This is a genomic window from Rhodococcus sp. OK519 (assembly GCF_003051005.1).
In the GTDB taxonomy this organism is placed as follows: domain Bacteria; phylum Actinomycetota; class Actinomycetes; order Mycobacteriales; family Mycobacteriaceae; genus Prescottella.
The window spans coordinates 1205556-1225856 of sequence record NZ_QAOW01000001.1 but is presented as its reverse complement, the minus strand read 5'-3'; the positions used below and the strand labels follow the sequence as shown (position 1 = coordinate 1225856).

Genomic DNA, 20301 nt, shown 5'->3' with positions numbered 1-20301 from the left:
CCCGAACGCCGACGTGTAACACTGGCGAAACATAGGCTTGATTAGCGGGCAACACCAGCTCTCTACCGTCTTGCCTCGACGAAGCCGCCGCAACCCGACCGGCAGGTAACCGACTTAAGGAGCACCAACGTGGCGTTCACCACGGCCGATGAGGTCATCAAATACATCGCCGAGCAGGACATCGAGTACGTCGACATCCGGTTCAGCGACCTGCCGGGCGTCCAGCAGCACTTCTCGATCCCGGCCTCCGCGTTCAACCAGGACGTGTTCGAGGACGGCCTCGCGTTCGATGGTTCCTCGGTCCGCGGCTTCCAGTCGATCCACGAGTCCGACATGATGCTGCTCCCCGACGTCTCGACCGCGCGGATCGATCCCTTCCGCAAGGCCCGCACGCTGAACATGGACTTCTTCGTCCACGATCCGTTCACCCGTGAGTCCTACAGCCGCGATCCCCGCAACGTCGCGCGCAAGGCCGAGGAGTACTTGAAGTCGACCGGCATCGCCGACACCGCGTTCTTCGGTGCCGAGGCCGAGTTCTACATCTTCGACTCCGTCCGCTACGACTCGGCGATGAACGGTGCGTTCTACGAGCTGGACTCGATCTCCGGCTCCTGGAACACCGGCAACGAGGTCAACGCCGACGGCTCCCCCAACCTGGGCTACAAGGTCCGCGCCAAGGGTGGCTACTTCCCCGTCGCACCGTACGACCACTACGTCGACCTGCGTGACGCGATCTCCACGAACCTGGCCAACGCCGGCTTCGAGCTCGAGCGCGGCCACCACGAGGTGGGCACCGGCGGTCAGCAGGAGATCAACTACAAGTTCAACACCCTGCTTGCCGCTGCCGACGACCTGCAGCTGTTCAAGTACATCGTGAAGAACACCTGCTGGCAGTACGGCAAGTCGGCCACCTTCATGCCGAAGCCGCTGTTCGGCGACAACGGCTCAGGCATGCACGTGCACCAGTCGCTGTGGAAGGACGGCAAGCCGCTGTTCCACGACGAGGCCGGTTACGCGGGTCTGTCGGACCTCGCTCGCTGGTACATCGGCGGCATCCTGCACCACGCGCCGTCGCTGCTGGCGTTCACGAACCCGACGGTCAACTCGTACCACCGTCTGGTGCCGGGCTACGAGGCCCCCATCAACCTGGTGTACAGCCAGCGCAACCGCTCCGCTGCGGTCCGCATCCCGATCACGGGCAACAACCCCAAGGCCAAGCGCATCGAGTTCCGCGCGCCGGACTCCTCGGGCAACCCGTACCTGAACTTCGCGGCTCAGATGATGGCCGGCCTCGACGGCATCAAGAACAAGATCGAGCCGATGGCTCCGGTCGACAAGGACCTCTACGAGCTCCCGCCGGAGGAGGCCCGCAACATCCCGCAGGCCCCCACCAGCCTGTCCGCCGTCATCGACCGCCTCGAGCAGGATCACGACTACCTCACCGAGGGCGGCGTGTTCACGAGCGACCTGATCGAGACCTGGATCGCGATCAAGCGCGAGCAGGAGATTGCTCCGGTCAACCTGCGCCCGCACCCGTACGAGTTCTCGCTGTACTACGACTGCTGAGTCGTCTCGGCCGGACTGAAGTCCCGGCCGACCAGGCTTGAACAGCAACGAGCCCGTCACTCCATTCGGAGTGACGGGCTCGTTCGTGTCGGTGTCGAGCCGGTGGCTCAGTAGCGGCTCGCGCCGGAGAAGGTCATCGAGTCGAGCGGCGAGACCTTCACGACATCACCCTCGGTAGGAGCGTGGACGACGCTGCCGCCACCGATGTAGATGCCGACGTGCTCGGCGCCGTAGAAGGCGACGACGTCACCGGGCTGCAGGTTGCTCTTGGAGACGGAGGTACCGCCGGAGACCTGGTCGTAGCTGGTGCGCGGGACGGACTTGCCGGCCTGCTTGTAGGACCACTGGATCAGGCCGGAGCAGTCGAAGGAGCTGGGGCCGGTTGCGCCCCACACGTACGGCGAGCCGACCTTGGACTGGGCGGCGTTCGCGGCTGCCTGGCCGGTGGAGCTGGCGACCGGGGTGGCCTGGACGGAGCTGCTGCCGACGCTGGGCGCCGAGAACGGCTGCGCCATAGCGGGGGCTGCGGGAATCATGATGGCGCCGGCGGCGACGGCGCCGAGGAGCAGGCCACGGGTGGTGCGGTTCAGGCGGGTGTTCTTCAGAGCCATTAGAGGTCCTCCGGGTGTCTTGCTGTGGTCCGACACTTGGTCTGGCATCGGTGTTCGGGCACAACCCAGAGTTCCGTTGTTATCGGATCGAAACATCCGTAGATCTACGCGTAGGGGTACCTGTTCGGAGGTGCGGGTATACGTGGCCGTCCGGAGGTGACGACACTCGTCAGCGACGAATATTGGCTCTGAACAGCGGATACGGCTGGAATCCCGAGGAGGGGGCGCGGACGGTCACGACCGCACGGTTCGTGATCCGCGCGACAATTGGGGCGGTGTGACGTGGCACGCGAGCAGGCCTCGACTGCAGGATCAGCCGCCGAAAGTCACGGTCATGTCTACGAAATCGGGTCCTCGGTCACGAATTCGCGACGGCAATCAGCCCGGCAACTTACTCGCCAGCACGTCCACCCTGGTGATGGTGGGATGGCCGACGAACAGTTCGTCCGCGCGCGCCATCAGGGCCTCGGCGACCTTGCCGGCGAGATGCGCCTGACGTCCGACGTCGTCGGGGAAGGCGTCGAAGATCCCGAACGTGGCCGGGCCGAAGCGCAGCGCGAACCAGGCGGTGGTGTCGGGTTCCTCCTGCACGAGCGCCAGCGCACCCTCGAGGAACTGCGCCACCTCGGCCTCCTTGCCTCGTTTCGCCTCGACGCGAACCAATAGTGCTGCGCTGACCATCGGACACCTCCGAGTAGAACCGGTATGTCTCACTGTTCTCGTGGACACCGGCGGCGTCAACGAGCAGGGGCCGCGACGGCGATCGTCGTGGCCCCTGCTCTCGACCCAGGTCAGTCGAGCGCGGCGAATCGCGGAATCAGGTGTTCGGCGACGTGCTTCGCCTCGTCGATCAGCGGCCAGCCCGCGAGAATGAGGCTGGTGAGGCCCGTGCGCTCGCGCAGTGTGCGGACGTGCCCGGTGATCTCATCCGGCGCACCCACGTAGTAGACGGCCGACGACCCCGTCGCGAAGATGTCGAGCGGTGACCACGCGGTGATCCCGGCGTACAGGCCGTCGCCGAGGTAGAGGTCGTCGGGTTCGGGGATCTTGCCGGCGACGATGGTGTCGACCCAGCCCTGCCGCTGCGCGTCGCGGGCGGTGAACGTCTTCAGGTCCTGCTCCCCGCCGGTGCGGCGGCGCACGGCCTTGTCGAGGATGTCGGCAATCCGGTCGATGCCGGTCTTCTCGAACAGCGATCGGAAGCGGTCCATGGCCTCGTCGCGATTCGACCGGACGATGACGCCGGTCAGCGCGCCGAAGTCCGTGAACTCGCGGCCCGCCGCCGCGGCGGCCTTGCGGGCACCGTCGAACTTGTCCTCGATGAACGAGGTCTCCCGCAGCATCGCGAGGTAGGCGTCGAGCACCTTGCCCGAGTTCTCCAGTCCCGCAGGCGAATCACCGGTGCCCCACAGCGGAACTTCCTGATCCGAGATGGGGTCGATGCGCAGCGGCGTGTTCGGAAAGTTCGACTCGGTGCCCTCGCGGTAGTAGCGCCGGAAGTCCGCCCAGTACTGCTCCCCCAGTTCGTAACGCCGGTCGTGCGGGACGTTCATGTCGTACTTGGTGAGGATGTTGTCGCGGCCGTTGACCGAGTTGATCATCAGACGTCCGCCGCTGAAAGCGTCGAACGTGAGCGCCTTCTCGGCGAGCAGTCGGGCCGGAGTCATGTTGGCGTACACCGCCACCAGGAACTTCATGCGAGTCGTGTGGGCGGCTGCCCACGTCGCGGAGATGAACGGGTCGTTGGGCCACGTGGCGACCAGCGCGCCCTCGAAGCCGCCGTCGTCGATGGTCTTCGCGAGTTCGATCTGCCGCTGCCCGTCCACGGGGAACAGCCCGCCGGGGCTCCAGGGATAGTCGCCGTCGGCCTGAGTGAGATACCAGAAGGTCTTGACGCTCATCGGGTTCCACCCACTCCGGACAGCTCGAGGGTCTCGAGGCGGGCGCGGTCCGCGAGGGTCGAGGGGTCGACCGAGTGCAGCGCGTCGAGGTACGCGACGGCAAACGATCCGGGACCCGAGGAGGTGGCCTCCGCGATCTCCGACGCGACCGCGACGTGGGCGTGCGCGGCGGCGAGCCCGATCAGCGGCGTCGGCGACACGGCGAGATAGGCGGCGACGAGGCCACCGAGCGAGCACCCGGTGGAGGTGACGCGCGGCAGCATGTCGCTGCCGCCGGCGATCCGCACACCGATCACGGTGCCGTCGGAGTCGCGCCCGACCAGATGGTCGACGGGACCGGACGCGGACACCGCGTCGGCGTGGTCCAGCAGGGCCAGCGCGGCGGGCACGGCCGCCGCCGAATCGTCGGCGCTGTCGACACCGCGGGTGTCGCCACCGAGTCCGGCCAGCGCGATGATCTCGGATGCGTTGCCGCGGATCGCGGTGGGCCGATGTTTCAGCAGATCGAGCGCCAGGCCGCTGCGCCACGGCAATCCGCCGACACCGACGGGGTCGAGCACCCACGGGGTGCCGGCGTCGTGTGCCGCCTCGGCCGCGAGCATGAACGCCGCCGCGGTGCCGTCGTCGGGGGTGCCGAGGTTGACGAGCACGCCGCCGGCGATGCGGGCGAATCCGGCCGCCTCGTGGACGTTGTCGATGTGCGCGTTGCTGGCACCGGCCGCGAGCACCACATTGGTGAGGAAGTTCGCGGAGACGATGTTGGTGAGCGAGTGGACGAGCGGCACCTGGGTGCGCAGCGCGTCCAAGGCGCCGGCGAGGTCGTCGCCGGTGACGGTGCGGGTCATGGAAATCCTTGGGAGAAGAGCGAGTTCGGGGAGACGGAGTCAGGACCTACGACATCGGGTCACGGTTCACCGCCGGGCAGGGTCACGAGCGGCAGCGCCGGGTCGGCGGTCCACTCCTCGAGGGATCCGTCGTAGATCTTGATGTCGTCGTAGCCGGCGAGCACCAGGCCGAGCGCAGACAGGCATGCGGAGATGCCGCCTCCGCAGTAGACGACCACCGGAACGCCGCTGCCGGGCAGCGCCGTCGACGCGAGGGCCCGGACTTCGTCGAGGTCGCGGACCCGGCCGGTGTCGTCGAGCAGACTCTTCGCCGACAGATTGCGGCTTCCGGGAATGTGGCCGCGACGCGAGTAGCGGGTCTTCTCGGCGCCGGAGAACTGCGCGGGCGCCAGGGCGCAGACGAGGGTTCCGGGTGCCCGTCCGTCGACGATCGCCACGATGTCGTCGCGGTCCGCCCACAGCGGCCGGTACCCCGACACCGCGTCGGCCGCGGCGACCGGACGTGCCGGATCCGACGCCCCGCTCTCGACCGGCAGGTCCAGCGTGCACCACCGCGCGAGCCCGCCGTCGAGGACGCGGGCGTGGAATCCGATGCTGCGGAGCAGCCACCAGACGCGCGACGCCCACGTCATCGATCCATGGTCGTAGAGCACGACGTCTGTGTCGCGCGAGATGCCCAGTTCAGCCAGGTCGTCGACGAGCCTGCTGACGGGCGGGCGCGAGAAGTGCAGGCGCTTGTCGGTATCCGAGAGCGCGGAGAGCAGGTCGATGTGCCGGGATCCCGGGACGTGCGCTTCCCGCCAGGCCGCGGCACCCGACTCGGGCCGGTAGTCGCCGTCGAACCTGGCCGGCGCGAGCTGAACGGTGACATCGAACACAAGCGGCGCCCCCTCCGCTCCGATACGGGGAGCGAGTTCCTCCGCCTGGATCAGGGGCCACACAGCGCTACGCAACTTCCACATCCTCACTCCGACTACCAACGGACACGAACGTAAATGACTACGTGCGTATACGCAAGTATTCGAATGGCGTCGGTGGCATAATCAGCGGGTCCGAGGCAGAAACGACAGATGGGGCACCGATGACACACGGGGACGACCTGACGGAACTCGGCGCGCTCATACCCACCGACGCCGTCGGCCGCTCCGACCAGACGTCCAGGCAGTACCTGCACCTGCGCGCCGACATTCTCGCGGGCAAGTTCCCACAGGGTGCGGCACTGCACGAGACCCAGCTGAGCGAGAAGTACGGCGCGTCCCGCACACCGATCCGCGAGGCGCTGAACTGGCTGGCGCACGACGGCCTGCTCGAACGCGCCGCGCGCGGATTCCGGGTCCGCTCCGGCACCCCCGAGGACGTCATCGAGATCTACGCCGCGCGCGTCGCGCTCGAGTCGGAGGCGGCGGGTGCGGCGGCGATCCGTCACACCGACCTCGACATGGCCCGGCTCGAACGCCTGCACAACTCGTGCTGCGGGGCCGACGACGACACCGTGGCACGCACCGACAACTTCCGCTTCCACGAGGCGCTGTGGCAGGCCGCACACAACACGACGATCATGACGCTGCTGGTGCGGCTCACGACCCAGTTGCGGATCTACGACAGCGGCCCGCCGTCGAACTACGGCGAACCCGACCTGCTCAACAACGAGCACGAGCAGATCCTGGAAGCTCTGCGCGCCCGCGACGAGAGGGCCGCGCGCGAGCACATGCGCACCCACCTCGAACACAGCCGCGAGCAGCGCATCCGGCTCTTTGCCAACGGCTGACGCAGCCACTGCTTCACGCGACGAGGTCCGCGGGCGAGTTTCGCCCGCGGACCTCGTCGATTCGAACCGGACAAAGGGTACGCAGGTAAGCCTTGCATTAGTTACTGTATGCTCACCTAACCATTCGACCTCGGGTGGTTGCTGCCGTTCCCGAACGGCGACCGTGCCAACGACTTTGCTTCCGGAGCCCCATGCCGACCCCTCCCTGCACCCCGAATCCCACCGCCGCGCTGACGCGCCGAGACCTCATGCGCTCGATGGGGGTCGCGGCGCTCGCTCTCGGCGCCCTCGGCATCACCGCGTGCTCGAGCCGCGAGACCGTCACCGAGACGGCCGCAGACACCGCCGCCGGCGGCCCGATCACGATCGTCGACCAGTACCGGAACACCGTCACCTTCGACACCCCGGTGGGCCGGATCGCGTCGGCCATCATCCCGGTGCCGTCGATGATCATCGGTTCGGACCAGTCCACCGCACGCAACGTCGGCGTCAACCAGGTCGCGATCTCGATGGCGTCGAAGGGCATGCTGGGCACGATGTTCCCGCAGTTCCTCGACACCCCGGTGGTGGCAGGCAACGACTTCGTGCCGAACGTCGAGCACATCCTGAGCCTCGACCCGGACGTCGTGATCCAGTGGGGCGACAAGGGTGACGACATCGTCGCGCCGCTGCGCAACGCCGGCCTGAAGGTGATCCTGCTCAAGTACGGCACGCAGGACGACCTCGAGGCCTGGATCAAGATCTTCGGCGACCTGCTCGGCAAGAAGACCGAGGCGGACGCCGTTCTCGCGAAGATGGCCGCCGACCGCGCGCTGGTCGAGAAGACGGCCGCCGCGCACGCGTCGACCGCACCGCGGGTGATGTACCTGTACAACGCGCCGGAGATCAAGGTCGGCGCCGACAACAGCTACATGGACTTCTGGATCGACCTCGCCGGCGGCAACAACGTAGCGTCGGGCGCCGGCAGCGGATCGAGCCTCGGTGTCACCCGCGAGCAGGTTCTCGGCTGGGACCCCGAGGTCCTGATCCTCGGCAACTTCGAGCCGACCACCCCCGCGGACGTCTACGCCGACCCCAAGTGGGCGTCGCTGTCGGCGGTGAAGAACAAACGGGTCTACAAGGCCCCGATCGGTGGCTTCTCGTGGGATCCGCCGTGCAACGAGTCGAATCTGATGTGGCTGTGGGTGAACTCCGTCTTCTTCCCCGACGTGAACCACGAACTGCGCGAGCGTATCCGCGAGACCTACCGCACGCTGTACGCGTACGACGTCACCGACGCGGACGTCGACCGGATCCTGCAGATGCCGGCCAACTCGGGTAGCGCGGGCTACGGTGCCTTCCGCGCTTGAGACGGCCACCGAGCAGCAGACGCGGCGGTCGTCGCGGATCCTGGTGCCGGTGGTCCTGACCGTCGGAATCATCGCGGTGGGCCTGATCTCGCTGTCCGTGGGCCGCTACACGGTCCCGGTCAACGAGGTCGCCCGCATCCTCGTCGACCAGGTCGTCTCGCTCCCCCGCACCTGGACCGATGCCGAGTCCAACGTCGTACTGGGCGTGCGCCTTCCGCGAGTGCTGCTCGGAATGCTCGTCGGAGGCGGACTCGCGCTGGGTGGCGCGGCACTGCAGGCCGCGTTCCGCAATCCTCTGGTGAGCCCGCAGATCCTGGGTGTCTCGTCCGGCGCGTCGTTCGGCGGCGTGCTGGCGCTGATGTTCGGGCTGGGTTCGACGTTCCTCGTCGGCGGCGCGTTCCTGTTCGGACTCGCCGCGCTCGGCATGGTGCTGCTCATCGGTCGGACCCGCTCGGGCGGCGCGATCCTGATGATCGTGCTGGGCGGCGTGGTCACGAGTGCCTTCTTCTCGGCGCTGGTGTCGTTCATCACCTACGTCGCCGATCCGTACTCGACGCTGCCGTCGATCGTGTTCTGGCTCATGGGCTCCCTGGCCACCGCGGACATGGCGAAGGTACTGATCGCAGCGGTCCCGATCCTCCTCGGCTCCGCCGTCATCATCGGTCTGCGCTGGCGAATCAACATCCTCTCCCTGGGAGACGACGACGCCGCCTCGCTCGGGGTGAACCCGGGACGGCTGCGGGCGGTGCTGCTGACGATGGTGGCGCTCATGACCGCCGGCGCCGTCGCGGTGTCGGGTGTCATCGGCTGGGTGGGCCTGGTGGTCCCGCACATAGCCCGTCTGTGGGTGGGCCCTGATCATCGGATCTCCATGCCGACGACGTTCGTCCTCGGTGCCGCGTACCTGACGATCATCGACACCCTTTCGCGCACCGTCAGCTCCGGGGAGATCCCGCTCGGGATCCTTACCGCGATCATCGGCGCCCCGGTGTTCGTTCTGCTTCTTCGGAATTCGCGCAGACAGGCCTTCATCGATGCTTGAGAGCAATGCCCGACTCGAACTGCGGGACGCCGGATTCCACTACCCGCGGCGCGACTGGGTGTTCCGGCACGCGAATCTGCGGATCGACGGCGGCATCACCTCGATCCTGGGCCCCAACGGTCAGGGCAAGACGACGTTGCTGCGGTGCATCGCGGGGCTCACGCCGCTGCGCGAGGGACGGGTCGAGCGGGACACCGCGATCGGTTACGTCCCACAGGCCAGTCTGTCCAGCTTCGCGTACTCGGTGTTCGACATGGTCCTCATGGGCCGGGCGAAGAAGGTCTCCGCATTCGCAACTCCGGGCCGGGCCGACATCGCCCGCACCCGGGACGTCCTCGACCGCGTCGGCATCGCCGACCTGGCCGCGCGCAGCTTTGCCGAACTATCCGGCGGCCAAAGACAACTCGTGCTGATCGCGCGGGCACTGGCGTCGGACGCCACATTCATGATCCTCGACGAACCCGTCTCGGCACTGGATCTGCGCAACCAGGCACGGGTCCTGGAGTTGCTGCGTGACCTCGCCGCGGACGGCATGGGCATCCTGCTCACGACGCATCACCCCGACCACGCGCTGCATCTGGGCGGGCACGCGATCGTGATGCGCTCGGCCGAGGACATCCGCTTCGGTCCCGTCAGCGAACTCGTCACCGACGACATGCTCACCGACCTGTACGGCATCGAGGTCGTGAGCGCCACGGTCGACGACCGAGGCGTCCCGCGCACCGTCCTCTACACCCGCTACGACAAATTCACGGTCGCGCAGCCCGCGGCCACTCTCGAAAAGGCTTCACAATGACATCCGCCGATACGGCTGCACCGCAGTCACTTTCACCGGTCCTGCACCTGGTTATGGGCACGAACACCGGCATGTCCGGCGGCACCACCGCCGGCAAGCGGGTGCGGCCCGTCGACCTCTACGACCTCGACACACTGGATCTCGCCGAGATCCGCGGCCTGCTGATCAACGGCAACTGCGACCAGATCTTCCTCGAGCGTCGCCGCGATCTGCTCGCCGAGTTCGTCACCGACGGTGGCCGGATCGCGATCATGGGCCACCCGCTCACGGACTTTCTGCCGGGACTGGGTCAGTGGCGCAAGCTGCAGTATTCGGGCCCCAAGGATCTCGCCATCACCGCCGGCGAGCCGCACCCCGTGTGGGAGGGCGTCGATGCCGCCGACGTCAGCTTCCGACGTGGCGTCTCCGGCTTCTACGGCCGCGGTTACAGCCAGAAGCTGCCCGACGGCGCAGTCGTCACCAACCGCATCGGCCGCCACGCACTGCCCGTCGACTACGTCTATCCGCTCGGCGCCGGTGAGGTGCTGGTACACGGAGGCATCGATCTGGCTGTGTACCAGGAGGATCCGAACACCTCCGCGCGCATCTTCCCACAGCTGCTGGCATGGCTGGCCCAGCTCGACCCGGAGGCACAGGCATGACCACTATCGAACCCTTCGCCCGCACCGACCGCGCACCGCGGTCGCGCCGCCAACTCGCGTTGGTGCACGGCGGATCCCACTTCCACCTGCAGACGCTGAAGGACCCGGCAGTCATCGCGCACCAGCCCGAGTTCCGCTACCTGGCCGACCTGTCCGACGGCGACCTCGAAGAGTTCGACACCGTGATCCTCGCGGACCGCCTGCACCCGGAGTTGCTGCGCCGGCACACCGCCCAGCTCCTCGCGGTGGCCCATCGCGGCGGGACTCTCGTCGTCCTCGGTGAGAACGCCGCGCACACGTGGCTGCCCGGCGTCTCGTGGACGGCGCGGCCCACCAACTTCTGGTGGTGGCTCGAGGGCGAGGATCCGTTGATCCGCACCCGAAGCCCCGAACACGAGGCGTGGGAATACCTTTCGACGAAGTCGGTGATCTGGCACCACCACGGCCTGCTGCACACCGACGCCGACGTCGTCCCGCTGCTGGTGTCCGAGGAGCCGGACGAGAACGGCGACCCGCGCGATGCCGGGATGATGCTGTTCGAGGACACCGCCTCGACGCCCGGCCGGATCATCGCGACCACGCTGGACCCGACCTACCACCACGGCAACAACTTCATGCCCGGCTCGACGCGCTTCCTCTACGCGCTGCTGCGCTGGCTGGACAACACCGGCAGCTGACGTCACCGCTCCGGCTGAAGGGACCCTTCGTGCGCTCGCAGGCGCTGAAGGGTCCCTTCAGCTGATCAGGAATCCCGGTAGTCAGCCCAGCGAACCACTCACCAGGCCGAACAGGGGACCGAGAGAACCGAGAGAACCGGTGCCCGGATCCGGGTCCGGAATCGGGCTGTGGATGGCGAGAGTGTGCTGGCCACCGGCCGCCAGTGCGGTGTACCGGCGACCCTCCGGCGCCGCCGGGACGTCGCGCTGTCCGAACTCGTTGCTACCGACGGTCACGACCTCACCCGTCGACGTCAGCGCGGCCGCAAAGAACGCGCCCATCGCGACAGCGGTGAAGGTCCGGCCCCCCGCCACGATCCCGAAATCGTACTGGCCGCCGCTCGACCCCCAGGAGACGACCTTGCCCGCGGACGTCAGCGCGAGCGAGTTGAACGCGCCCGCGGCGATCGCCGTGTAGGTCTCGCCGGTGGGCGGTGCCGGAACGGCCTGGCCGCCGGGGTCAGAGCCCCAGGAGACAACTTGCCCGCCCGACGTGAGCGCGAGGGAATGCCACGTACCAGCGGCAACCGCGGTGTACGTTTCACCGCTCGGAGGGAGCGGGACGTCGGTCTGCCCACTGCCGTTGTCTCCGAACCCGACCACCTGGCCCGCCGAGGTCAGCGCCAGAGAGTGCGAGGAGCCGGCCGCCACAGCGGTATATGTCTGTCCGACGGGCAGCGGCGGCGCGACGGTCTCCCCGGAGCCGCCGTCGCCGACCCCCACGATCTGCCCCGCCGATGTCAGCATCAGGGACGCCGAACCACCCGCGGCGACGGCCGTGTACTTCTGCCCAGCGGGCAACGGCGGGATATCGAGCCTCCCCAGTTGGCCGAGGCCGAATCCGAGAACCTGCCCGCCCGAGGTCAACGCCAGGGAATGCATAGGCCCGGCCGCCACCGCGGTGAACGTCTGCCCGTCGGGGGCGACAGGCGGAATCGCGGCACCGTGGCGATCGTCACCGGCACCGACGATGTCCCCTCCGGGCAGCACCGGTACACCGACGGGGGCGGCCCCCGCCGTCGCAACCAGCCCGAGCATCGCGGTCATCACGAAGAGCGGTGTCACCACGGCTCGGCGCATCCATCCGGGGCGGGTACCTGCATGTCCACGTCTTCGATTCGGATCGATCTTCACAGAAGTCTCCTATCCAGTCGGACTCGAATTCCCGCGAGAAGCCGCCGGCGATGTCGGGGGGCGGGAATGCAGACATGATGACACCGGCCTACCCGGCCCTGTCAGCGGAATCGAAAAGTCCACTGCCGCCGAGGTTTCCGGATTCCCCTTGTGACCAGCAGAAAAGCGCTACGAAATTCGTTGCCGTAAAAGCTCTTTCGACACCCTTACCGAATCACTTCTCGGCACGCGGTTCGTCGACACCGTCTGCGCGCAGGACATGCGCGCGAAACTGCCACCGTTTCGGGTTCGGCGAGCGTGTCTCGACGCCTGCATCCGCGGGACCACGAGGCGTCCGCTGCAGGCCCAACCACCCCCGCAGTTGCCTCCGCGACACGAACCCGAGCTTGTGCAGGACGTTGCGCAGATGGAAGTCGACGGTCCTGATCGACAGGGTCAGCCGCTCGGCTACTTCACGGTTCGTGAAACCGTCCCCGACCAGCAGCGCAATCTCATGCTCGCGCGCCGTCAACCGCTTGTCGTGTTCTCCCCCACCACGCACCGCGGAGGCAGATGCCGCCCGCCGGAGGACGGCCGCCAGATCGGCCTCACAGGCCTCGAGCCACTGCGCCGCCCCGAGCCTGACGTACAGGTCACGCGCCTGACGGATCATCACCTCACCGGCCTCGGGTTCGCCGTCGACGGTCAAGAACATCCCGACGCGATGCCAGGTCACACCCTTCACGATCACCGAAGTGTCGTCGGTGAGAGCCGCGAGAGCTGCACGCAACAGACCTGCGGCTTCGCGCCTTTCGCCGACGACAAACAACACCGCGCCACGAACCAACAAATATTCGGTTTCCGTTCGCTCCCGTCGATCGAGCGCCACCAGCGCCTCGTCCGCACGACCCAATTCGAGCAACGCGACCGCTTCTGCGGCATCCCAGTTACCCACCCGGTCGCCCACATCCGCGTGGACACGGTGGGTTCGCATCGCGCTCAGCGCACGATCCGGACGATGTTGCGCCACCGCGATCAGCGTATCGACGAGCGCAATCGTCCGGTATGCCAGCAGCGTTCCTGCCTGCGACAACGCGGTCTTTGCAAGTCCGAGCCTCCGCTCCGCGACCGCGAGTTGTCCCCGGCCGACCGGCACGAGCGACGCAACCGCGTAGGAGGGCGCGGTCGACCATGGATCGCCGAGATCGAGCGCGATATCGAGGGCTTCGGCAGCCGTCCTCTCCGCGTCGTCCCACGCACCCAGCCTGAACTGCACCATCGCCAGCTCGATACGCCCCTGCTGCGCGATCCACGACGATTCGTCGTCGACCAGGCTCAGTCCCGAAACCAGATCATCGACCGCCGAATGCAACTGGCCGTCCTTGTGCAGCAGAGTTCCCCGTGTGATCAGCGCAATGGCGTGCCGGTTGTCCCAACGATCCGGCGCGACGTGACCTAGCAGCACGGCGACGGGCGAGAGGCGCACCGCGATGCCCTCGGTGTAGTGCGCGACGGCGCTGCGCAGGGCGGACAGTTCGATTTCCCGTCCGACGAGATCGATGGGAATTCCGTCGCCCGCCCGACGAGACGGGTGCGCTGCTCCCAGCGCTGCCAAGTCGCGGTCGAGAACGTTGCACAGGGTCGCCACGGCACCCATGTTTCCGCCTGCGGCCAGCGCTGAAGCAAGCTCGCACGTCACGACGATCCGCAGCGCGACGGCCGGGCGTTCGCCGTCCAGGTCGGCCGACAGGGCGACCGACGCATATCCGTGGGCAGCTACTGCATCGCCCCTCCTGAGCTGCGAATATGCCAGCAAGAGATCCCGTTCGGGGTCGGAGTCGAGTGCCTCGAGCCCCTCGACGAGCTCGTCGAACACCCTCATGTGCCGACCCGCGACTGCAGTGGCGGCAGATGCAACCAGGCGGCGCCGGCGAGCAAGCCGATCTGCACTCAACCGCGTCGACCAGACCCCGTATCCGACGGCCCGATCGAGATCGCCGTACGCACGCGCGTCGGCCGCCTGATCCTCCAGATAGGCGGCAAATTCCTCGTCTCTGTCTGCACACGAGGCCGCCCGGTGCAGGAGAGCCCGATGCCCCGTCGCGACATCGGCGATCGCCGCATGAACCAGCCGGACCACGTCGCCGTCCATCGTCGCCAGCACCGCATCGCGCACCCGCACGTGGAGGGGCCGCACCGTCAGGACACCCCTCGCGTTCTCGAGTTCGATCAGATCGACACTCAACGCGGCCGGAACGTCGACCGGACTGCCCAGCCGCGTAGCGACGGAGTCGAGCTCCGTGACCGGCGTCGGCGCATCGAGCACGGCCATCAACTCGATGCACCGCCGACATGACGCGGTGACCTGCAGCAACACCGCACGCACGGACCCCACGAGGTCGGGGACATGGCGCATCAACTGATCGGCCGCGGCGGTCGGATGAACGGCGACGGCTTCGATCGCCGTGATGAGATCGAGTGGACATCCCTGCGCGTAGTCAGCGAGGACCGTAGCCGCCCGCAGCGGATAATCGATGTCGAGCGCCGTCTCCACCAGGGCACGCACATCCGTCGGCCGCAGCGCATCGACCTCCACGACCGCGCCCCGCGCAGGATCCTCCGCAATGCGTCGTGCACGGTTGAGCAGCGCGGTGCGGTCCCGCCGCGCCGAGAGAACCACCAGCACGGCACGGTGGCGAACGGCCTGCGCCACGAGCATGAGAACGCCGGCCGAATCGTCGTCGACCCACTGCGCGTCATCGACCACGATGCACACCGGGCGATCAACGGCATCGACCGCCGCGATGACGGCGTCAGCGATTCCTCGTATCCCTTTGCCCCACAGGATGACAGCGCCAGCCGAAGACACCGCATCCGAGCCATGTTCGAGCTCACCCAGGATCTGATCGACCACACCGTACGGCGCGGCGAATGCACTGTCGTCGGCTAACGCCGACGCGACGAACCAGCCCGATTCCCGGCCGAGAAAGGCGTGGACGAGGGCGGTTTTCCCGAACCCCGAATCGCCCTCGACGACCACGACCTGACCGTCCCCGCCCCGCGCACGCTCGGCACACGCAGCCAGGTCGGCGAGGTGTTGTTCCCTGCCGACGACTCGTGCGTCGCGCCGGATCTCGGACGAGATCCGGGAGGCCCCGAAGGCACTGCCCATGGGCCGAACGCTATTGCAGACGCTCGCCGAATCACGACGAATCGGCAGAATCCACCCTGGTACCCCGGCAGCGCATCCCGGTAGCTTTCACCGGGGACAGGGCCTCACGATTGCGGTTTGATCTCGGTCATGCCCTTGATCAGACGAGTACTCACCACGTCCGCGCTGGCGGTCGCCCTCGTGACGGCGGTGGCCACAGTCGGCGCCGCCGCACCCGTCGGAGTACCTGTGCCCCCAGGCGGCGAGGTCGTCGGGGTCGGTCGCGGCGACAGCGGCGGCCAGACCACGGCGCCCGCGCTACCGCGCGGGCTGACCTACACCGCTGTCGCGGCCGGATCCCAGCACGCACTGGCGCTGCGGTCGGACGGCACCGTCGTCGGATTCGGCAACGGATTGTCCGGCCAGACGGACGTCCCCACCCTCCCCTCGGGCGTGACCTACACGGCAATCGCTGCGGGACAGCACCATTCGCTTGCCCTGCGATCCGACGGGAATATCGCTGCGTTCGGGTACGACAGCGGCGGCGAGACCGTGGTTCCCCCGCTGCCGTCCGGACTGACCTACACCGCGGTCTCCGCCGCGATGACGCACTCGCTGGCGCTGCGGTCGGATGGCACGATCGTGGGCTTCGGTACCGACAATCAAGGTGAGACCAGCCCGCCGGCGTTGCCTACGGGCGTCGCCTACACGGCGATCTCGGCAGGACCCGGCGCCTCTCTCGCACTCCGCTCGGACGGCGAGGCCGTGGGGTTCGGATACAACGGCTTCGGGAAAGTCACCGTTCCACCGCTCCCGGTGGGCATGACGTACACCGACATCGCCGCGGGCGGCGGACACTCCCTGGCACTGCGGTCCGACGGGACGATCATCGCCTTCGGCCGCAACGACCTCAACCAGACGACGGTTCCCGTTCTGCCGGAGGGTGTTTCCTACACCGCAATTGCCGCGGGGATGAACCACTCGGTCGCGTTGCGATCCGACGGTGAGATCGTCGCCTTCGGCAGAGCCGCGGAGGGCCAGCTGCTCGTGCCTCCGGCGCCCGTGGGCACGCGATACTCGGCGATCGCCGCCGGTGAGGACTTCTCCCTCGCGGTCCGCACGCTCGGCCCCGGAGGTGGAGATCCTACCGATCCCGGAACCGGTTCGCTGGGAAGCCTTTTCGGCAGCTGACGTCGACCGCTCCAGTTGAAGGGACCCTTCGTGCGTTCGCAGGCACTGAAGGGTCCCTTCCACTGATCGGGGGGCCGCGGAACGTCAGTCGGCGTCGTAGACCTCGGTGGCCGGCACCGCCAGCAATCGGTCGGTCATCTCCCGCTTGAGCACGACCAGGCGCGCCTCGTCCGTGCCGGTACGGTCGCTCTTGTTCACCAGTGCGATGAACTCGTCGGCCACGAAGCCGTCGCGCACCTGGACGGTCACCGTCCTACCGCGATAGGTGAGCCGGAAGACGTAGTTGGCCAACGTCGTTCCGCGCTCGGGCCGCGCCAGTGCCGCATCCACGACATACCGGCCCTCGGTGACGGCGCGAGTCACCATCTCGAAAGTGTCTCGCACACCCGGCCCCCCGTGCGCCGTGGCGATCTCGATTTCGCGGCGTTCGACCGGTCGACCACCATCGAGCAGCGGCAGTACCCGTTCGAGCACCTTGAGTGCGTGAGCGACGCCGCCCGGTGCGTTGGGGCCGTGGTACTTCATCACGTCGTCGAACGTGTAGACCAGCGGCGTACCGCCCTCGACGACCGATACCTCGGAATGCACGGTCACTCTCCTCCGAACACGCGCTGCACCACGGCCTTCGCCCGGCGCGTCACGCGCAGATAGTTGTCCAGGAACTCGTTGGCGTCGCCGCCCGGCCACCCGGCCACCTGCGCAACGGCCGAGAGCACCTTGCCCGGACCGGGCAGCTGATCGGTGGGCTTGCCGCGGACCAGGACCAGCGCGTTGCGCGCCTTGGTCGCCAGCAGCCACGCGTCACGCAGCAGTTCGATGTCCGTCTCGCTCAACAACTCCGCCGCACCGATCGCGTCGAGTGTCTCGAGGGTCGACGTATTGTGCAGCGACGGGATCTCGTGCGCGTGCCGCAACTGGATGAGCTGGACGGTCCACTCGATGTCGGCGAGGCCGCCGCGGCCCAGCTTGGTGTGAGTGGCCGGGTCGGCACCCCGCGGCAGACGCTCGGAGTCGACGCGGGCCTTGATCCGCCGGATCTCGCGGACCGCCTGCTCCGACACCCCACCCTCGGGGTAGCGGGTCTTGTCGATCATGTGGAGGAACCGCAACCCCAGGTCCGCGTCGCCCGCGACGGCGTGCGCCCGCAGCAGCGCCTGCACCTCCCACGCCTGCGCCCACTGCGCGTAGTACGCCTCGTACGCCGTCAGCGTCCGCACCAGCGGACCGCTGCGGCCTTCGGGCCGCAGCCCGATGTCGACCTCGAGTGGCGGATCGGTACTCGGGGCTCCGAGGAGCTTGCGCACCCGATCGCCGACGAGGTTGGCCCACTTGATCGCTCGTGTCTCGTCGGCACCCTCGCGTGGCTCGCACACGAACAGCACGTCCGCGTCGGAGCCGTAGCCGAGTTCCCCGCCACCGAGGCGACCCATGCCGATCACCGCGAACCGTGCGGGGGCGGGCTCCCCCGCCTCCGCCTCGTCGGCACGGATCACCGCCGCCAGCGAGGCGTTGAGCACTGCGGCCCACACCGACGACAGCGCCGTGCAGACTTGCGGGACGTCGAGCATGCCGAGGATGTCGGCGCTCGCGACGCGGGCCAGTTCGTGGCGGCGCAACGAGCGGGCGGCATTGACGGCGCGCACCGAGTCGACGTACCGCGCCGACGACGACAGGATTCCGCGCGCCACGTCCTCGGGCTGCGGATCGAGCAACCGCGGGCCGGACGGGCCGTCCGCGAACAGGCGGATGACGTCGGGCGCCTTGATCAGCAGGTCCGGGATGTACGCCGACGAGCCGAGCACCGTCATGAGCCGCTGCGCCACCGAGGCCTCGTCCCGCAGCAGGCGCAGGAACCACGTGGCGTCGACCAGCGCATCCGACAACCGCCGGTACGCCAGCAGGCCCGCGTCGGGATCCGGTGTATCCCCGAGCCATTCGAGCAGCGTCGGCAGCAGCAGCGCCTGGATGCGCCCCTTCCGGGACGCGCCGCTGGTGAGTGCAGTGAGGTGGCCCAGGGCGTTCTCCGGTGCCGAATAGCCGAGAGCCGCCAACTGCCGAACTGCGGCGTCCGGGCTCAGCCGCATCGCCTCCTTGTCGAGCCGGGCCACCGACTCGAGCAGCGGCCGATAGAACAGCTTGGCGTGCAAGCGCCGCACGCGATGCGAATTGCGCTTGATCTCGGAGTTCAATACGCCGAGCGCGTCGTTGCGACCGTCCGGGCGCATGTGCGCGGCGCGAGCCAGCCAGCGCAGCGCCTCCTCGTCGTCCGGCGGCGGCAGCGTGTGGGTACGCCTGAGCTTCTGCAACTGCAGTCGATGTTCGAGCAGGCGCAGGAACTCGTACGACGCCGTCAGATTCGCGGCGTCGTCGCGTCCCACATACCCACCGGCCGCCAGGGCCGTGAGCGCGTCGACGGTGCTCTTGACGCGCAGCGACGTGTCCGCACGGCCGTGCACCAACTGCAGAAGCTGGACCGCGAATTCGACGTCACGCAGGCTGCCCCGACCGAGCTTGAGCTCGCGTTCACGCAGTTCGGGCGGAACCGAGTTCTCGACGCGACGGCGCATGGCCTGCACCTCGGGCACGAAGTCCTCGCGCTCGGACGCCGTCCACACCATCGGGCCCAGCGCCTCCGTGTACTGCCGGCCCAGGTCGAGGTCGCCGGTCATCGGACGGGCCTTGAGCAGCGCCTGGAACTCCCACGTCTTGGCCCACCGCTTGTAGTACGCGATGTGCGAGTCGAGGGTGCGGACGAGTTCTCCGCGCTTGCCCTCGGGGCGCAGGGCGGCGTCGACCTCGAAGAACGCGGCCGAGCCGACCCGCATCATCTCTCCGGCGATGCGGCTGGAAATCGAGTTGGACGGCTCGGCGACGAACACGACGTCGACGTCGCTCACGTAGTTGAGTTCGCGCGCACCGCACTTGCCCATCGCGATGACCGCGATCCGGGCCGGGCACGGCTCGTCGGGGCACACCACCGCGAGCGCGACCGCGAGCGCCGCCGTGAGAGCGGCGTCGGCCATGTCGGAAAGCTGGTGTCCCACCGTCTGATACGGGACGACCGGCTCGTTCTCGACGGTCGCCGCAAGGTCGGCGGCGGCCAGCACCATCATCTGGTCGCGGTAGCACTTCCGCAGTGCCGCAACTGCGTCGGGACCGGTGAGGGTGGCCCGATAGAGCATGTCCGACGCGTTGGGACCGGTCTCGGGCACCGCGCCGACGGACGCCAGCAGTCGCCTCGTCAACTCCGCCCTCGACGGCAACGGCACCTCGCCTGCCAGCAGCTTCCATGACGACGGATCGGCGACCAGATGGTCACCGAAAGCGCTGGAGGCGCCGATCAGGCCGAAGAGCCTGCCGCGCAGTGCCTTGTCGGTGTGCAGTGCCGCGTCGAACTCGGCCCACCCGTCGCCCAGTCCCTCCTGCATCCGCACCAGCGTCCGCAGCGCGAGATCCGCGTTCGCGGCACGCGACAGCGACCACAGCAACTCGACGCCGTCGAGGTTGGACCACCCGAGCGCCTTCAACTCGTCCGGCGCGGTGGGCTCGACGAGGCCGAGCCGACCGACGCCGGGCACGGCCGAACGCGCGTACGGAGGCTTCACCGGATC

The 20301-nt window shown here is 68.1% G+C and carries 17 protein-coding genes; 8 read left to right on the top strand and 9 right to left on the bottom strand.

The window, feature by feature from the left end:
• Positions 1-129: 129 nt before the first annotated feature.
• Positions 130-1566: a type I glutamate--ammonia ligase gene (gene glnA, locus C8K36_RS05790; protein ID WP_107983390.1), complete on the top strand. Its 1437-nt coding sequence runs from the start codon at positions 130-132 to the stop codon at positions 1564-1566.
• Between the two features lie 107 nt (positions 1567-1673).
• Here the strand turns inward: glnA and C8K36_RS05785 are convergent, their stop codons facing one another.
• The 5 genes from C8K36_RS05785 to C8K36_RS05765 form a co-directional block, all read right to left on the bottom strand.
• Positions 1674-2177, bottom strand: a complete 504-nt coding sequence (locus C8K36_RS05785) for a C40 family peptidase (protein ID WP_107983389.1) — start codon at positions 2175-2177, stop codon at positions 1674-1676.
• A 378-nt stretch (positions 2178-2555) separates the two neighbouring features.
• Entirely contained in the window at positions 2556-2858 is a 303-nt protein-coding gene (locus C8K36_RS05780) for a putative quinol monooxygenase (RefSeq protein ID WP_107983388.1), read from the bottom strand.
• 110 nt (positions 2859-2968) lie between these two features.
• The gene (locus C8K36_RS05775; protein ID WP_107983387.1) at positions 2969-4078 is read right to left on the bottom strand and encodes an LLM class flavin-dependent oxidoreductase; all 1110 of its coding nucleotides are present in this window, start codon (positions 4076-4078) and stop codon (positions 2969-2971) included.
• The gene (gene thiM, locus C8K36_RS05770) at positions 4075-4923 is read right to left on the bottom strand and encodes a hydroxyethylthiazole kinase (protein ID WP_107983386.1); all 849 of its coding nucleotides are present in this window, start codon (positions 4921-4923) and stop codon (positions 4075-4077) included. The genes C8K36_RS05775 and thiM overlap by 4 nt, the downstream gene beginning before the upstream one ends.
• 59 nt (positions 4924-4982) lie before the next feature.
• Positions 4983-5885, bottom strand: a complete 903-nt coding sequence (locus C8K36_RS05765; protein ID WP_107983385.1) for a sulfurtransferase — start codon at positions 5883-5885, stop codon at positions 4983-4985.
• Positions 5886-6004: 119 nt separating this feature from the next.
• On the opposite strand from C8K36_RS05765, the gene C8K36_RS05760 reads away from it, so the two are divergent.
• The 6 genes from C8K36_RS05760 (at position 6005) to C8K36_RS05735 (ending at position 11196) form a co-directional block, all read left to right on the top strand.
• Positions 6005-6691 carry a GntR family transcriptional regulator gene (locus tag C8K36_RS05760; protein WP_107983384.1) on the top strand — a complete coding sequence of 229 codons (687 nt, stop codon included), beginning with the start codon at positions 6005-6007 and terminating at the stop codon, positions 6689-6691.
• A gap of 191 nt (positions 6692-6882) precedes the next feature.
• Positions 6883-8040, top strand: a complete 1158-nt coding sequence (locus C8K36_RS05755) for an ABC transporter substrate-binding protein (RefSeq protein WP_107983383.1) — start codon at positions 6883-6885, stop codon at positions 8038-8040.
• Positions 8024-9082, top strand: coding sequence for a FecCD family ABC transporter permease (locus C8K36_RS05750; protein WP_107983382.1), 1059 nt, complete (start codon positions 8024-8026; stop codon positions 9080-9082). Before C8K36_RS05755 ends, C8K36_RS05750 begins: the two co-directional genes overlap by 17 nt.
• On the top strand, positions 9075-9878 hold the full coding sequence (locus C8K36_RS05745) for an ABC transporter ATP-binding protein (protein WP_107983381.1): 804 nt from the start codon (positions 9075-9077) through the stop codon (positions 9876-9878). Before C8K36_RS05750 ends, C8K36_RS05745 begins: the two co-directional genes overlap by 8 nt.
• Positions 9875-10519 (top strand): hypothetical protein, encoded by a 645-nt coding sequence (locus C8K36_RS05740; RefSeq protein WP_107983380.1) that lies wholly within the window; start codon positions 9875-9877, stop codon positions 10517-10519. The genes C8K36_RS05745 and C8K36_RS05740 overlap by 4 nt, the downstream gene beginning before the upstream one ends.
• Positions 10516-11196, top strand: a complete 681-nt coding sequence (locus tag C8K36_RS05735) for a hypothetical protein (RefSeq protein ID WP_107983379.1) — start codon at positions 10516-10518, stop codon at positions 11194-11196. The genes C8K36_RS05740 and C8K36_RS05735 overlap by 4 nt, the downstream gene beginning before the upstream one ends.
• Before the next feature lie 81 nt (positions 11197-11277).
• Here C8K36_RS05735 and C8K36_RS05730 read toward each other — a convergent pair whose 3' ends face one another.
• Together C8K36_RS05730 and C8K36_RS05725 are read right to left on the bottom strand one after the other, a co-directional pair.
• Positions 11278-12303 (bottom strand): hypothetical protein, encoded by a 1026-nt coding sequence (locus C8K36_RS05730; RefSeq protein ID WP_181319369.1) that lies wholly within the window; start codon positions 12301-12303, stop codon positions 11278-11280.
• 280 nt (positions 12304-12583) lie between these two features.
• Entirely contained in the window at positions 12584-15520 is a 2937-nt protein-coding gene (locus tag C8K36_RS05725) for an AAA family ATPase (protein ID WP_107983377.1), read from the bottom strand.
• 129 nt (positions 15521-15649) lie between these two features.
• Between C8K36_RS05725 and C8K36_RS05720 the strand changes: the two genes are divergently transcribed.
• Positions 15650-16690, top strand: coding sequence for an RCC1 domain-containing protein (locus C8K36_RS05720; protein ID WP_107983376.1), 1041 nt, complete (start codon positions 15650-15652; stop codon positions 16688-16690).
• 84 nt (positions 16691-16774) lie between these two features.
• On the opposite strand, the gene C8K36_RS05715 is transcribed toward C8K36_RS05720, so the two are convergent.
• Positions 16775-17278 carry a hypothetical protein gene (locus C8K36_RS05715; RefSeq protein ID WP_107983797.1) on the bottom strand — a complete coding sequence of 168 codons (504 nt, stop codon included), beginning with the start codon at positions 17276-17278 and terminating at the stop codon, positions 16775-16777.
• Positions 17279-17280: 2 nt separating this feature from the next.
• Positions 17281-20295 carry a bifunctional [glutamine synthetase] adenylyltransferase/[glutamine synthetase]-adenylyl-L-tyrosine phosphorylase gene (locus C8K36_RS05710; RefSeq protein ID WP_107983375.1) on the bottom strand — a complete coding sequence of 1005 codons (3015 nt, stop codon included), beginning with the start codon at positions 20293-20295 and terminating at the stop codon, positions 17281-17283.
• Positions 20296-20301 lie beyond the last annotated feature (6 nt).

What these genes read in the sequence shown, in the direction of transcription:
- C8K36_RS05720 (WP_107983376.1), top strand. Translation starts at nt 15,650, where the DNA reads ATGCCCTTGATCAGACGAGTACTCACCACGTCCGCGCTGGCGGTCGCC.
- C8K36_RS05740 (WP_107983380.1), top strand. Translation starts at nt 9,875, where the DNA reads ATGACATCCGCCGATACGGCTGCACCGCAGTCACTTTCACCGGTCCTG.
- C8K36_RS05765 (WP_107983385.1), bottom strand. Translation starts at nt 5,885, where the DNA reads ATGTGGAAGTTGCGTAGCGCTGTGTGGCCCCTGATCCAGGCGGAGGAA.
- C8K36_RS05755 (WP_107983383.1), top strand. Translation starts at nt 6,883, where the DNA reads ATGCCGACCCCTCCCTGCACCCCGAATCCCACCGCCGCGCTGACGCGC.
- C8K36_RS05785 (WP_107983389.1), bottom strand. Translation starts at nt 2,177, where the DNA reads ATGGCTCTGAAGAACACCCGCCTGAACCGCACCACCCGTGGCCTGCTC.
- thiM (WP_107983386.1), bottom strand. Translation starts at nt 4,923, where the DNA reads ATGACCCGCACCGTCACCGGCGACGACCTCGCCGGCGCCTTGGACGCG.
- C8K36_RS05780 (WP_107983388.1), bottom strand. Translation starts at nt 2,858, where the DNA reads ATGGTCAGCGCAGCACTATTGGTTCGCGTCGAGGCGAAACGAGGCAAG.
- C8K36_RS05745 (WP_107983381.1), top strand. Translation starts at nt 9,075, where the DNA reads ATGCTTGAGAGCAATGCCCGACTCGAACTGCGGGACGCCGGATTCCAC.
- C8K36_RS05725 (WP_107983377.1), bottom strand. Translation starts at nt 15,520, where the DNA reads ATGGGCAGTGCCTTCGGGGCCTCCCGGATCTCGTCCGAGATCCGGCGC.
- C8K36_RS05760 (WP_107983384.1), top strand. Translation starts at nt 6,005, where the DNA reads ATGACACACGGGGACGACCTGACGGAACTCGGCGCGCTCATACCCACC.
- C8K36_RS05775 (WP_107983387.1), bottom strand. Translation starts at nt 4,078, where the DNA reads ATGAGCGTCAAGACCTTCTGGTATCTCACTCAGGCCGACGGCGACTAT.
- C8K36_RS05735 (WP_107983379.1), top strand. Translation starts at nt 10,516, where the DNA reads ATGACCACTATCGAACCCTTCGCCCGCACCGACCGCGCACCGCGGTCG.